The sequence below is a fragment of the Armatimonadota bacterium genome (assembly GCA_031432545.1).
Classification (GTDB): Bacteria; Sysuimicrobiota; Sysuimicrobiia; order Sysuimicrobiales; family Sysuimicrobiaceae; genus Caldifonticola; species Caldifonticola tengchongensis.
On sequence record JAVKGX010000005.1, the window covers coordinates 102,240 to 116,409 of the forward strand.

Annotated in this window: 12 protein-coding genes; 9 read left to right on the forward strand and 3 right to left on the reverse strand. The window is 68.9% G+C overall.

Annotation, left to right across the window (positions count from 1 at the left end; genetic code table 11):
- Positions 1 to 69 precede the first annotated feature (69 nt).
- The 6 genes from QN163_06990 to QN163_07015 all read left to right on the forward strand — a co-directional run bounded on the left by QN163_06990 (position 70) and on the right by QN163_07015 (position 6,820).
- Positions 70 to 1,386, forward strand: a complete 1,317-nt coding sequence (locus tag QN163_06990; protein MDR5683753.1) for a hemolysin family protein — start codon at positions 70 to 72, stop codon at positions 1,384 to 1,386.
- Complete coding sequence (locus QN163_06995; protein MDR5683754.1) at positions 1,379 to 2,692, forward strand: hemolysin family protein; 1,314 nt, start codon at positions 1,379 to 1,381, stop codon at positions 2,690 to 2,692. Before QN163_06990 ends, QN163_06995 begins: the two co-directional genes overlap by 8 nt.
- Positions 2,689 to 3,669 carry a methylcobamide--CoM methyltransferase gene (locus QN163_07000; protein ID MDR5683755.1) on the forward strand — a complete coding sequence of 327 codons (981 nt, stop codon included), beginning with the start codon at positions 2,689 to 2,691 and terminating at the stop codon, positions 3,667 to 3,669. Before QN163_06995 ends, QN163_07000 begins: the two co-directional genes overlap by 4 nt.
- Positions 3,666 to 4,658: a methionine synthase gene (locus QN163_07005; GenBank protein ID MDR5683756.1), complete on the forward strand. Its 993-nt coding sequence runs from the start codon at positions 3,666 to 3,668 to the stop codon at positions 4,656 to 4,658. The genes QN163_07000 and QN163_07005 overlap by 4 nt, the downstream gene beginning before the upstream one ends.
- On the forward strand, positions 4,659 to 5,378 hold the full coding sequence (locus QN163_07010; protein MDR5683757.1) for an SRPBCC family protein: 720 nt from the start codon (positions 4,659 to 4,661) through the stop codon (positions 5,376 to 5,378).
- A 149-nt stretch (positions 5,379 to 5,527) separates the two neighbouring features.
- Positions 5,528 to 6,820, forward strand: a complete 1,293-nt coding sequence (locus QN163_07015; GenBank protein ID MDR5683758.1) for an ABC transporter substrate-binding protein — start codon at positions 5,528 to 5,530, stop codon at positions 6,818 to 6,820.
- Positions 6,821 to 6,841: 21 nt separating this feature from the next.
- Here the strand turns inward: QN163_07015 and QN163_07020 are convergent, their stop codons facing one another.
- From QN163_07020 to QN163_07030, 3 genes are all read right to left on the reverse strand, one after another.
- Entirely contained in the window at positions 6,842 to 8,668 is a 1,827-nt protein-coding gene (locus QN163_07020; GenBank protein MDR5683759.1) for an ATP-binding protein, read from the reverse strand.
- On the reverse strand, positions 8,665 to 9,393 hold the full coding sequence (locus QN163_07025; GenBank protein MDR5683760.1) for a response regulator transcription factor: 729 nt from the start codon (positions 9,391 to 9,393) through the stop codon (positions 8,665 to 8,667). The genes QN163_07020 and QN163_07025 overlap by 4 nt, the downstream gene beginning before the upstream one ends.
- 78 nt (positions 9,394 to 9,471) lie before the next feature.
- Positions 9,472 to 11,061, reverse strand: a complete 1,590-nt coding sequence (locus QN163_07030; GenBank protein ID MDR5683761.1) for a phosphoenolpyruvate carboxykinase — start codon at positions 11,059 to 11,061, stop codon at positions 9,472 to 9,474.
- A gap of 329 nt (positions 11,062 to 11,390) precedes the next feature.
- Between QN163_07030 and tdh the strand changes: the two genes are divergently transcribed.
- The 3 genes from tdh (at position 11,391) to QN163_07045 (ending at position 14,166) form a co-directional block, all read left to right on the forward strand.
- A complete protein-coding gene (gene tdh, locus QN163_07035; protein ID MDR5683762.1) occupies positions 11,391 to 12,437 on the forward strand; it encodes an L-threonine 3-dehydrogenase in 1,047 nt (348 codons plus the stop codon).
- Positions 12,438 to 12,502: 65 nt separating this feature from the next.
- On the forward strand, positions 12,503 to 12,844 hold the full coding sequence (locus QN163_07040; GenBank protein ID MDR5683763.1) for a hypothetical protein: 342 nt from the start codon (positions 12,503 to 12,505) through the stop codon (positions 12,842 to 12,844).
- Positions 12,845 to 12,978: 134 nt separating this feature from the next.
- Positions 12,979 to 14,166, forward strand: a complete 1,188-nt coding sequence (locus QN163_07045; protein MDR5683764.1) for a glycine C-acetyltransferase — start codon at positions 12,979 to 12,981, stop codon at positions 14,164 to 14,166.
- Positions 14,167 to 14,170 lie beyond the last annotated feature (4 nt).

The window sequence follows — 14,170 nt, forward strand, 5'->3', positions numbered from 1 at the left end:
CGATGAGCGGGGACGGACCCCGCTCCAGCGGACGGCCCTCCGAACCCCGCACCACGGATCACGGCGCCCATGACCGGGGCCTGGCTGGTCGTCCTGTTCTTGATCTCCGTCAACGCGTTGTATGTGCTGGCGGAGTTTGCGGCCGTGAGCGTCCGCCGGACCCAGGTCCGCCGGTTGGCAGAGCAGGGCAACCGGCTGGCCGCCATGCTGCTGTCCGTCGTGGAGGATCGCCGCGCCCTGGACACGTACGTGGCGGCGTGCCAGATCGGCATCACGTGGTCGAGCCTGGTACTGGGGGCCTACGGCCAGGCGACGCTGGCGCCCCGCGTCGCACCGCTGTTCGAGAGCTGGGGCGGGTTGCAGCAGGCCGCCGCCCACTCCACTTCGGCGGTGGTCGTGCTCGTTGGGCTCACGGCCCTGCAGGTCGTCCTCGGCGAACTCGTGCCCAAGTCGGCCGCCCTGCAGCACCCCACGCCCTCCGCCCTGTATACCGCGCTGCCCATGCGGTGGTCCCTGGCCGCCTACGCGTGGTTCATCCGTCTGCTCAACGGCAGCGCGTGGGCCGTGTTGCGCCTGCTGGGGATGGCGTCGACCGGCCACCGGCACATCCACTCGCCGGATGAGATCGAGCTGCTGATCGCGCAAAGCCGCGACGCGGGGCTGCTGGAGCCTGACGAGCACGACCGGCTGCGCCGGGCGCTGCGGCTGGCCCGGCGGCCGGTGCGGCAGTTGATGGTCCCCCGGCCCCAGATGGTCGCCCTCGATCTGACTGCGCCGGCCGACGAACTGGTGGACCGCGTCCTGACCGCTCCGTACACGCGGCTGCCTGCCTACGAGGGGTCGATCGACAGGGTCGTGGGCGTCCTGCACACCAAGGACTTCGCGTTGTGCTGGCTGGACGGCGCAGACGCCGCGTCCGTCCGCGCGTCGCTGCGGCCGCCCCTGTTCGTTCCCGAGAGCATGACGGCCGACCGGGTCCTGGCGCGGCTGCGGGAGGGGCGCAGCCACATGGCCATCGTGCTGGACGAGTTCGGCGGCGTGGCGGGGTTGGTGACGGTCGAAGACGTCCTCGGGGAGGTGCTGGGCGAGGTGGGCGACGAGTTCCACGCGCCCGAGCCCGCCCCCGAGCCGATGCCCGACGGACGCGTGCGGTTGCCCGGGCGGATGCCTCTCGACGAGGCCGAAGCGTGGCTGGGCACCCGATGGGAAGGCGAGTCCGAGACAGTCGGCGGACTGGTCGTCGAGACCCTCGGACGGGTGCCGGTGGCGGGCGAGCGCGTGAACGTGCGGGGCGTGGACGTCGAGGTGGAGCGCGTCGCGGGCCACGCCGTGCTGTCGGTCTTGGCGACCCCTCTGCGGCCGGACGGCGGAGGAGAGGATGGATAGCTGGACCCCAGTGGCCGTCATCGCCGGTCTGATCCTGCTCAACGGCGTGTTCGTCGCCGCGGAGTTTGCCATCGTCGGTGCTCCCCGCGCTCGCATCCAGTACCGCGCCGCGCTCGGGCACCGTCTGGCGCGCCGGGTGTGGGACGTACTGCAGGACCCGCAGCGGCAGGATCGCTACGTGGCCACCGCCCAATTGGGCATCACCTTCGCCAGCATCGGGCTGGGCATGTACGGCGAGCATGTCGTCGCCGACTGGCTCGCCGAGGTGTTCGGATCGCTGGGTGCCGGGCGCTGGATCGCCGCCCACACAGTGGGCAGCGCGACGGCGGTGGTCCTGCTGACCTACCTGCACATCGTGCTGGGCGAGATGGTCCCCAAGGCTCTGGCGTTGCAGCGCGCCGAGCAGACGGCCTACTGGGTCACGCCGTTGATGGGGTGGCTTCGGACGGCCCTGTATCCGCTTGTGGCAGGATTGAACGGCGCGGGCAACAGCGTCCTCCGACTGCTGGGCATCCGACGGCAGGCGGCGACGCATCACTACTACACACCGGAGGAGCTGCTGTATGTCGTGCAGGAGAGCGCAGAGGGCGGGGTGCTGCAGCGTGAGTCGGGGAGGATGCTGCGGGAGTTGTTCGAGTTCGGAGACCGCACGGCGGCCGAGGTGATGGTGCCGCGGGTGCGCATCGTCGGGATCCCGATCGGTGCCACGTCCCAGGAGATTTCCGCGATCCTCCGCGCCCAGCCACATACCCGCTACCCGGTGTATCGGGGTGACCTCGACCACGTGGTGGGCATGGTCCACATCAAGGATCTGCTGCGGCTGTACGGCGGGCGCCGATCGCTGGAACTGCCGGATGTGCGGTCTGTGCCGTTCGTACCGCAGACGGCGACCCTGACGGCCGTGTTGGCGGCGATGCGCCGGGCGCGCACGCAGATCGCGATCGTCATCGACGAGCACGGGGGTACTTCGGGGCTCGTGACGGTCGAGGATCTGTTCGAGGAGGTTGTGGGCGATATCGAGGAATCGGGAGGGCGGCGTCCGGACATCTACGAGGACGACACCGGACGCGTGCGCGCGGCGGGAACGGCGAGGCTGGACGAAGTCGGCGAGCGCTTCGGGCGAGTGCTGGAGCACGAAGAGGTGGACACCGTCAGCGGTCTGGTGCTGGCGCTGCTCGGCCGGCCACCGGCGGTCGGTGATGCGGTCACCTACGACGGGCTGCGATTTGAAGTCCTGGCCGTCAAGGGGTACGGTGTGGAAGAGTGCGCGATACGACGCGTGGACGCAGAGGAGGGTTCGCGTTGATCACGACGGTTGTCGGCAGTTACCCGAAGGTTCCGGATCTGCCAGCTCCCGGCAAATGGCGCACCGGGGCGGAGAAGCTGCAGCGCGGCCAGATCACCCCCGAGGCCTTTCGGGCGATCGAGGACGAGGTGACGCGGGAGGTGATCGCGGAGCAGGTCGAAGCGGGTCTGGATTTGATCACCGACGGCCAGATCCGGTGGGAGGACGGTCAGACCTACTTCGCGCGGCGGATGGGGGGCTTTTCGATCGACGGCCTGCAGCGGTGGTTCGACACGAATGTCTACTACCGGGAGCCGGTGTGCGAGGGCGAGGTCACCTGGCGGGAGCCGATCACCGTCGAGGACTACCGGTTCGCGGTCTCGTCCAGCCCTCGGCCGGTCAAGCCGGTGGTGACCGGGCCGTACACGATCGCGCGCCTGAGCCAGAACCGCCACTACCCGACGTTTGCTGAGTTCGTGCTCGCGCTGGCGCGTACGTTGAACCGTGAACTCCACGCGCTGGCCGCCGAACGTCCGTCGTGGATCCAGGTCGACGAGCCGGCCATCACCCAGTACAAACCTGACTTTCCGCTATTCCGGGACGCGATGGCGGTTCTGGTCGAAGGCGTCGACGCGCCGCTGGCGCTGTACACGTACTTTGGCGACGTGGCCGGGATCTACCCGCAGATCCTCGATTTGCCCTTCGGTCTGATCGGACTGGACTTCGTTGCCGGCCACCGCAACTGGGAGGTGGTCCAAGACGCCCGGTTCCCGGACGACCGGGTTTTGGGTTTCGGGATCCTCGACGCGCGCAATACGCGCATGGAGACCGTCGACGAGGTACGGGCGGCGCTGGACCGGGTGGCGAAGATCGTGCCGCTCGACCGCCTCCACCTCAGTCCCAGCGCCGGACTGGAGTTCCTGCCCCGCCGGGTGGCCAGGGCGAAGATCGCGCGGATCGCCGAAGTCAAGCGCGTCGTCGAGGGGGTGACCGCATGAGCGCGCTGCCGCTGTTCCCGACGACCACCGTCGGGTCGTTCCCCAAGCCGCCGTACCTCCTGGAGGCGCGCCGCAGGCGCCTGCGTGGGCAGGCCGACCCCGACGAACTCCGCGATCTGGAACGCCGCGCCACACGGGAGTGGATCGAGCGCCAGATGGCGCTGGGGATCGACATCCTGGTCGACGGCGAGATGTACCGCGGCGACATGGTGGCGTTCTTCGCCGACGAGATGGAAGGCTTCGAGATCGCCGGATTGGTGCGGTCGTACGGCAATCGGTTCTACCCGAAGCCGGTGGTGACGGGTCCGGTGGGGCGGCGACGGCCCATCACCGTCGAGTGGTTCCGCTATGCCCAGTCTCTGACCGATCGGCCGGTCAAGGGCATGCTCACCGGGCCGTACACGATCGCGGAATGGTCGTTCAACGAGTACTACCCGACACGGCGCGCGCTCGTCATGGAGCTCGCACGCGCGATCCACGAGGAGGCGGTGGACCTGGAGCGCGCGGGTGCGCGCTTCATCCAGATCGACGAGCCCGCCATCCACACGCGCCCAGACGAGGACTTCGCGCTGGCGGCCGAAGCGATGGAGATCGTGACTGACGGCCTGGGTGCTTACACGATCACCCACATCTGCTACGGGGACGTTCCGCGGATCTATCCCGCGATGCTAAAGCTGGCGGTGAATCAGATCGACCTGGCGCTCAAGAACGAGGAGTTCGCGCTGCTGGAGACGTTCAGGCAGCACCCCTTCACCCGTGACATCGGGCTGGGTGTTGTGGACGCCCACTCGCACCGGGTCGAGTCGGTCGAGGAGATCGCGCAAGGCATCCGGCTCGCCTTGGAGGTATTCGAGCCGCGCCAGATCTGCGTCTCGCCCGACTGCGGTCTGAAGACGCGGACGACGGAGGAGACGGTGGCCAAGCTGCGCGCGATGGTCACGGCCGCCGGGCTCGTCCGCGCGGAGGTCGCACGCGGGGTGGGGGCGTAGGTGGCCGAGGTCCGGCGATCGCGCCGGCGGCGCCGCAGGCGCACCGCGGCTGTGGCGGCACCGGCCCCGACCGAGGCGGGTCCGGGGACCGGGGTCGCCGACCTCCCCCGCGCCGTAACCGTCACCGGCCATCGGTACATCCGGGCGGCGCCCCAAGCGGTGTATGGCATGATCAGCCGGCTGGAGCACCTGCCGCGATGGACGACGCTGTGGTTCCGGTCGGACGTGGTCGACCGAAAGCAGGGTCAGGTGACGGTGCAGTTGCGGGGGTACGTAGCAGGACTGCCGGTGGAATCGACGGTTCGGGCAACGCTGCAGCCCCCACGTGCACTCCAGTGGCGACAGCTGGCGGGGACGCTCCTGCACTACGGAGCGCGGTTCGAGCTGGACGGGGTCGAGGAGGGTACGCTCGTCACATATACGGTCCAGATGGAACCGGGAACTGTACTGCTGGGCGAGGGGGCCACCCGGCTCGTGCTCGTCGAGGAGGTCGAGCGCACCCTCGGTCGCCTGAAGATCAGCGCCGAACGCGAACTGGTGGCCGAAGAGATCCGGCTGATGAAAGCGAGGCCTGCGGGGTCGACCCTGGGGCCCACGGAAGCACCTCCGGCACCGCCCCCATCGGCCGAACAACCGACGACGGCCGGTGCCGCCGCAGAACAAGCAACCTCGGCACCGGCCAGGAAGCGGCGCCGCAGGAGAAGGCGGTCGCGACACTGACCGAGATGCCGGCCGCCCCGCCCGGTCAGGCTACCAGCCCAGTCAATGGGTCGGCGGATCTATGATATAGTGACCTTGTCGATCCGTGTTCTCCACGATCCCTCTGCGCGCTTCCGGTTCCCAGCGAAGACTGACGAGGAGGTGCAGCCATGACCTGTAGGACTCTGGCGGTCCTGGTTGGTGTGCTGTTGGTTGCAGCCGCCTGTGCGCCCCGGACGGGGGAGGTGGAGGCAGAGCGCATCGGCGGCACGGTCACCGTGCTCGGGGTTTGGGGCGGGGCTGAGCTCGAGAGTTTCCGCGAGATGGTGAGGCCGTTCGAGCAACGCACCGGCATCACCGTGGAGTACGAGGGAACGCGCGATCTGAACGCCGTGCTCACGACGAGGATCCAGGCCGGAAATCCCCCTGACGTAGCGGGTTTGCCTGGGCCGGGTCAGATGGCCGAGTTCGCGCGGGCCGGCCACCTCAAGCCCCTGGACGACGTCGTGGACGCACAGCAGATGGGCGAGGAGTACGCGCAGACCTGGCGCGACTTGGGCAGCGTGGAAGGCCGCCTGTACGGGATCTTCGTGAAGACGTCCCTCAAGGGACTGGTCTGGTACAACCCGAAGGCGTTCCAGGCCGCCGGCTACCAGGTTCCGACGACGTTCGACGAACTGATGGCGCTGACGGAACGCATCGCGGCCGAGGGCAAGACGCCCTGGTGCATCGGCCTGGAGAGCGGCGCAGCCAGCGGCTGGCCGGCCACCGACTGGATCGAGGTGCTGCTGCTGAAGTCGGCCGGGCCGCAGACGTACGACCAATGGTACCGCCACGAGATCCCGTGGGAGGATCCGGAGGTCCGCGATGCGTGGGAGAAGTTCGGGCGCATCGTCGGCAACCCGCAGTACGTGTACGGCGGGCGGCAGGGAGTGCTGTCGACGAACTTCGGGGAGTCACCGTTCCCGATGTTCACCGACCCGCCGGGCTGCTACCTGCACCACCAGGCGACGTTCATCCAGGACTTCATCCAGCGGCAGTATCCGAACCTGGTGGCGGGTGAGGACTTCGACTTCTTCGCGTTCCCGGCGCCCAATCCGCAGTTTGCGAACGCGGTGGTTGCGGCCGGCGACCTGTTCGGGATGTTCAACGACACGCCGCAGGCGCGTGCGCTGCTCCGGTACCTGACGACCGCAGATGCGCAGGCCATCTGGGTCAAGCGGGGCGGGGCGCTGTCGCCGAACCGGCGCGTGAGCCTGGACGACTACCCGGATCCGTTGAGCCGACGGGCGGCCGAGATCCTGGTCGGCGCCGACATCGCGCGCTTCGACGCCTCGGATCTGATGCCGGAAGCCGTCAACAACGCGTTCTGGAGGGGGACGCTGGACTTCGTCAACGACCCCAACCGCCTCCAGGAGATCCTCGCGCGGCTGGAGCGGATCGCGCGGGAGTCGTACAGGTAAGCTGTTTCGTACCGGACTGCGCTACGGGTTGCGTGCACCGGACCCGTGCGCGTCCGCGGGGTGCGGTGCGGGTTCGTGGGCAAGGGGCAGCGCGAACGAGAAGACGCTGCCCCTGCCTGGCTGGCTGACGGCCCATATGCGCCCGCCCTGCATCTCGACCAGGTGGCGCGCGATCGCCAGGCCGAGGCCGCTGCCGCCCGAGCCCCGGGTGCGCGAGCGGTCCACCCGGTAGAAGCGCTCGAAGATCCGCGGGAGGTCATCGGGGGGGATGCCTCGGCCGTCGTCGCAGACGGCCACGACGGCCTCGGTGCCCTGACGGCTCAACCGCACGCGGATCTCCCCTCCCTCGGAGGTGAACTTCAAGGCGTTGTCCACGAGGTTGGTCAGAATCTGCTCCACGCGGTCGGGGTCGGCCACAACCACGGTCGGGTCGCTTGCCTCACAGACCAGGCGGACACCGGCCTGCTCCGCGCGCGGCTGGTGGCGGGCCGCCACCGCGGCGCACGCCTCCGCCAAGTCCACGGGGCGCGTCTCGAACGTCACCCCCTTGCTCTCCAGCCGCGACAGTTCCATCAGGTCGTCGACCATCTTCACCAGGCGGTTGGCCTCGCTCTCGATGATCTCCAGAAAGCGTCGGCTGTTTCGCTCGTCGCGCATCGCGCCACCCAGCAGCGTCTCGACGAACCCCTTGATGGACGTCAGCGGCGTGCGCAGCTCGTGCGAGACGTTGGCAACCAGTTCGCGGCGCAATCGCTCGGAACGGCGCAGTTCGGTGACGTCGCGCACCACGGCGACCGCCCCCGCCGGCAGGCCGCCGGTTGCGCGGATGGGACTGCACGTGACCTCGACCACACGGCCGGTTCCGTCGAGTTCGACCTCCTCCGACTGCACGCGCCCGTCCGCCGCCGCCTGCAAGAGGGAGACCAGGGTCGGATTGCGGATGGCCGCCGTGGCCTTCTTGCCGACCACGTCGTCGCCCAACCCGAGCATCTCACGGGCGGCACCGTTGAACAGCAACACGGTCTGGTCCGGTCCGACAGCGACGACGGCGTCGCGGATGCCGGCCAGTACGGCTTCCAACCGGTTGCGTTCTTCGCGGATCTGCTCGATCGTCTCCGCCAGCTGTCGTGCCATCCGGTTGAACGCCAGACCCAACCTGCCCACCTCGTCGTGGGTGCGCACCGGCACCTGGCGGCCGTAGTCCCCCTGGCTGATGGCCCGCGCGCCCCGCTCCAGCTCGCCGAGCGGCCGGGTGATCGAGCGGCTGATGCGGAAACCCAAGAATGCAGCCGCGACCAGGGCCAGCAGGCCTGCTGTGAAGAACGCCCACCAGATCTGCTGAAGCTGGCGATCGACCCAGAGGCGGGGCGCGGAGACGTGGATGATCCCCACGACCTCCCCGTCTTGCACGATGGGTGCTGCGGCGAAAATGCGCATCTCCCGGTTCCGGTCGTCCCACCGCTGCGCGGTGGCCGCATCGCCCTCACGGGCGCGCAGCACCTCGGGCGGAGGCGGCGGCTGATCGGATCCGAGGTGCGGCTTGATGCCCGTGGCGTCGCGGACGCCGACGTAAGCACCCTTCCGCCACTCGAACGACTTGGCGGCTTGTTCCAACGCTCGGAAGTCGGCCCCAGCCACCATCCGCGGCCGCAGGGCCTCGGCGATCACCCGCGCCTGGGACTCCAGCATGAGTTCGTAGCTGCGCGTGTACCGCCACTCGATCTGCCGCACGACGTAGAAGCCGGCCGTCAACAGGGCGAGAACCACGATGAGCAGGTAGCTGGCCAGCAGGCGCGCACGCAGGCTGGTCACGAACGCCGCTGCGCCGGACCGGACCCCGGCGGTCATCGCGCCGACCTCCGTGCCCGGCGGGCGGCCGTCGGGTCGGGCGGCTTGAACTTGTAACCCACCCCACGGACGGTGACGATGAACGTCGGGCTGGCAGGATCGTCTTCGATCTTGTCGCGCAGCCGACTGATGTGCATGTCCACCGTGCGGGTGCTCCCGAAGTAGTCGTAGCCCCAGACGTGCTCCAGCAGCGCGTCGCGGCTGAAGACGCGGTTGGGATGGGCCATCAGCATGCGCAGCAGATCGAACTCCTTGGCGGTCAGCTCCACCGGCCGATCGCGCAGCCTGACCTCGCGGGTGTTCGGATCCAGAACCAGGTCGCCCGCCACCGTAGCGGGGAGAAGGCCCGTCTCGTCTCCGTCACCCCGGGTCCGGCGGAGGATGGCGCGGATGCGGGCCACCAGCTCTCGCGGGCTGAACGGCTTCGTCACGTAGTCGTCGGCACCGGTCTCCAACCCGACGACGCGGTCCAGTTCGCTGTCCTTCGCGGTCAACACGAGGATGGGTACGGGGCTCTCGCGCCGCAGCGTACGGCAGATCTCCAGGCCGTCCACGTACGGGAGCATGAGGTCCAGCACGATGAGGTCCGGGCGCTCGCTGCGAGCGGCCTGCAGAGCGGAGCGGCCGTCGTAGGCCACGCGCACATCGAAGCCCTCCTGCGCCAAGTTGTAGCGCACCAGCTCCACGATGTGCGGCTCGTCGTCGACGACGAGGATCCTGTGCATGGGAAGACTCTCAGAGCAATCTCCCGCCGCGGTGTCACGAGACGGTAACGACGGGGCCGAGTCCGTTGCGGGTCCCCGTCACACCCTCGGCCCGGCGTCCCGGATCTCCTGCGAGACCTGGCTGGCGAAGCGCCGGAAGTTCTCCGTGAACATCCGCGCCAGCCGGCGCGCCTGAGCGTCGTAGGCGTCCCCGTCGCTCCATGTCGCCCGCGGCAGCAGGATCTCTTGCGGCACGCCCGGTACGCGTTCCGGAACGTGCAGACCGAACACCGGATCCGAACGGTACGGCACGTCGTCGAGGTCTCCTGTGAGGGCGGCGCGCAGGAGCGCCCGCGTGTGCTGAATGCCGATCCGCCGACCGACGCCGAACGGACCACCGGTCCAACCGGTGTTGACCAGCCAGGCGCGGACGCGGTGGGCTCGGATCCGTCCGGCCAGCAGTTCGGCGTACCGTCCGGGGGCCAGGGGCAGGAAGGGCGCTCCGAAGCAGGCGCTGAACGTGGCCTCAGGATCGGTCACACCCCGCTCCGTGCCGGCCACCTTGGCGGTGTAGCCGGACAGGAAGTGGTACATCACCTGCTCGGGGGTCAGGCGCGCGATGGGCGGCAGGACTCCGAAGGCGTCGGCCGTCAGCAGGACGACGTCGCTGGGATGCCCGGCCCGTCCCCCGGGTACGTAGTTTGAAAGATGGGTGATCGGGTATGCGCCGCGGGTGTTCTCGGTGATGGTGGCGTCGTCGAGGTCCAGGGTGCGCGTGCTGGGGTCCATCACGACGTTCTCGAGGATCGTGCCGAACATCCGGGTCGTGGCGTAGATTTCGGGTTCGGCTTCCGGGGAGAGGCGGATCACCTTGGCGTAGCAGCCGCCCTCGAAATTGAAGATCCCTTCGTCGGTCCAGCCGTGCTCGTCGTCGCCCACCAGTGGCCTATGAGGATCGGTGGAGAGCGTGGTCTTGCCGGTGCCCGAAAGTCCGAAGAACAGCGCGGACCGACCGTCGGCGCCGACGTTGGCGGAACAATGCATCGAGGGGATGCCCTGCCTGGGCAGCAGGTAGTTCATGACAGTGAACATCGACTTCTTGATCTCGCCGGCGTACGACGTGCCGCCGATCAAGACGATGCGCTGCGCGAAGTTCAAGACGATGAACGTCTCGGAGCGAGTACCGTGGCGCAGCGGGTCCGCCTGGCACGAGGGCAGGGAGACCACGGTGAACTGCGGATCGTGCAGGGCGGCGGCCGCCGGGTCTTCGATCCGTAAGAACAGGTTTCGGGCGAACAGACTGTGCCAGGCGTACTCCGTGATGACCCGGATCGGCAGGCGATACCGGGGATCGGCGCCGAGGTGCAGGTCCTGGACGTACAGATCGCGTGTGCGTGCGTGCCGGAACGCATGGTCGCGCAGAGCCTCGAAGTGCGCCGGCGCCATGGGGCGGTTGACCTCGCCCCACCAGATCTCCGATTCGGTCTGCTCTTCGCGGACCACGAACTTGTCGTTCGGCGACCGGCCGGTATGAGGAGCGGTGATCGTCACGAGGGGGCCGCCTTCGGCCAGCGCGCCCTCGCGGCGGCGTACGGCGTGCTCGACGAGTTCCGGTGAGGAGAGATTCCAGTAGACCGCACCGTCGGTGGGGAACGGCAGGGAGGGAGTCGGCCTATCGGCGAGCTTCATGCGCAGCCTCCTGGGCACGCTCGGAAAACGCGACAAAGCGCCGCGGGGTTCTGGGGCGCCCACCCGGGCTGAGCCGCCTTTGTCCCAGACCCTCCAGAAGGATAGCACGGGCGAGGAGCCCGAAGACTGCGCGGGCCGAAGCGGAGGTCCCGGGGCTCGGCCGGTCGTGTATCCTGGAGAACGGAGCGTCCCGGCCGTGTCCCTCCTGCCGGATGAGTCCGGCCGGCGCCTGCGACCCCGGCGGGGTCGGATTCGGATGACGGGGAGGCGGTCAGGCGGTGAAAACCCAAAGCCACACGGCGCCTTCGGTTCGGCGAATCCCTGATCGCATGCGGGCCCTGCGCAAGACGGATCGATCGCCCGGCCTGACGTTGCACGAGGTGGCGGTCGGACAGCCCGGCCCGGGGGAGGTCCTGGTCCGCGTGCTCCGGGCCGGCATCTGCGGGACGGACCTCCACATCCACCGGTGGGACGCCTGGGCTGCCTCGCGGGTACGCCCGCTCACCACGCTGGGCCACGAGTTCTGCGGGGTCGTCGCGGCCGTCGGGCCCGGCGTCGCGGGTGTGACCGAGGGCGAGCGGGTATCCGTCGAGTGCCACATCAACTGCGGACGTTGCCTGCAGTGCCGGAGCGGTCAGGCGCACATCTGCCCGAACATCGAGATCATCGGGGTCGACCGGGACGGTGCGTTCGCCGACTACGTGGTCGTACCGGCCCGCAATCTCTGGCGGATTCCCCACGGGATCCCGGTCGACGTCGCGGCGATCATGGACCCCATCGGGAACGCGGTCCACGCGGCGCTGTCGGCGAGCCTCGTCGCGGCGCGTGTCGTAGTCATCGGCTGCGGCCCGATCGGGCTCATCGCCGTCGCGGTCGCCCGCAGCGCCGGGGCCTCCCTCGTGGCGGCCACTGACGTCCGGCCGCGGCGGCTGGAACTGGCGCGCATCATGGGGGCCGATCTGGCGGTCGACGCCCGTGAGGATGTCGCCGAACTCCTCCTCGACGCCACCGGCGGCGTGGGCGCCGACGTCGTCCTTGAGATGTCCGGTCATCCCAACGGGCTCCACACCGGCCTGCGGGTGCTGCGCAACGGCGGCCACGTCGCGCTGCTGGGGCTGCCGTCCCGCCCCGTGGAACTGGACCTGACGAATCTGGTGATCTTCAAGGGCGCGACGGTTCTGGGAGTCTTCGGTCGGCGTCTGTGGGAGACGTGGGAGCAGAGCACGCGCCTGCTGCAGAACGGGCTGGACGTGACCCCGGTGATCACGCACCGCTTTCCGCTGGAGGCGTTCGAGGAAGCCTTTTCGGTGCTGGAGTCGGGCGAGGCGGGGAAGGTCGTCTTCGAGATCGGGCCCGACTCAGAGCTCTGGGACTAGCGGTGTGGGGGTAGGGAGACTATGATGGGTGAGGTTTGCCGACAGCGGAAGCGAGGTGATCCGGTTTGATCAAGCCCGTCGTCGCGGTGGGCATAGCCTTCGCGGCCGTCTTCGCACAACTGTTGCCGTCGTGTGACGAACAGAGCCGCGTCGTTCTGGGTTGGGTGGAAGACAAGTACATCGAGGCGGACTTCGGCCGGCAGTACATCATCGTGGTCGACCGCAAGCCGTACGACGTCCCGCGGCCCTTCTACGAAGACGTGCGGGTCGGGGACAAGGTGCGCTACGATGGGCGGAAGTGGGAGATCGTGCAGCGCGCGGGAGAGCCGTCGCGGCTGGTGCCGATTACGATCCTGTCCCCGTCCCCCAGCCCGACCCCCACTCCGCGTCCCTCACCGACGCCGTAGAGGGAGTCTGCAGGGTGACACCGTAGGCCGGCGGGCGCGGGTCTCCGAGCATCTGCAACGTCCGCCGCCGGGATCGCAGGGGTTTGCGCCCGTCCCGTCCAAGACCACAGACACCCGCCGTGGGAGGGTCCGGAATGCTCCAGCAGACCCATCCGTTGCGTCATCTCGAGGCAGAACTCGCCGACCTGCGCGCCCGCGGGCTGTACTGTTGGCCGCGAGAACTGCAGAGCGTGCAGGCTCCGCGGGCGGTCTACGACGGCCGAGAGGTCGTCAACCTGTGCTCGAACAACTACCTGGCGTTGGCGAATCATCCGAAGCTGAAGGAAGCCGCGCGCCGTGCCGTGGACCAGCTCGGCGTCGGCTCCGGTGCGGTCCGCACGATCGCGGGCAACATGGCGCTGCACCGCGAGTTGGAGGAAGAGCTGGCTCGCTTCAAGCACACCGAGGCGACCCTCCTCTACCAGTCGGGCTTTGCCGCCAACGCGGGCACGGTCTCCGCGATCCTCACGAAGGAGGACGTCGTCGTCAGCGACGAGCTGAACCACGCCAGCATCATCGACGGTTGCCGGCTCAGTGGCGCGACAAAGAAGATCTACCGCCACCGCGACGTCGCCCACGCGCGGGAGTTGCTGGCGGCCTCCCGCGACGCCCGCGTCGTCCTGCTGATCACCGACGGCGTGTTCAGCATGGACGGCGACATCGCGCCGTTGCCGGAACTGTGCGCGCTGGCGCGCGAGTACGGTGCGATCATGATGGTCGACGACGCTCATGCAAGCGGCGTGCTGGGGCGCCAAGGACGCGGGACGGTGGACCACTTCGGCCTGCACGGACAGGTGGACATCCAGGTCGGCACGCTGTCCAAGGCGTTCGCGACCCTGGGAGGATACGTCGCGGGCAGCCGCGCGCTGATCGAGTACCTGATGCACAAAGCTCGGCCGCTGCTGTTCTCCACCTCTCACCCCCCGGCCGTCGCCGCCGCGGCGCTGGCCGCGGTGAGGGTGGTGCAGGAGGAGGAGGGGCTGATCGAGCGGCTGTGGGAGAACACGCGGTACTTCAAGGACGGGTTGCGCCAGCTGGGATTCGACACCGGGGCCAGCCAGACGCCGATCACGCCCGTAATGACCGGCGACGAGATCCTCGCCATGCGCCTCAGCGACCGACTCTTCGAGGAGGGAGTGTTCGCGCTGGGCATCGGCTTCCCGACCGTCCCGCGTGGCAAGGCCCGGGTGCGCACGATCGTCACCTCTGGCCACACGCGCGAAGACCTGGACCGGGCGCTCGACGCGTTCGAACGGGTCGGCCGGGAACTGGGACTCATATGAACGC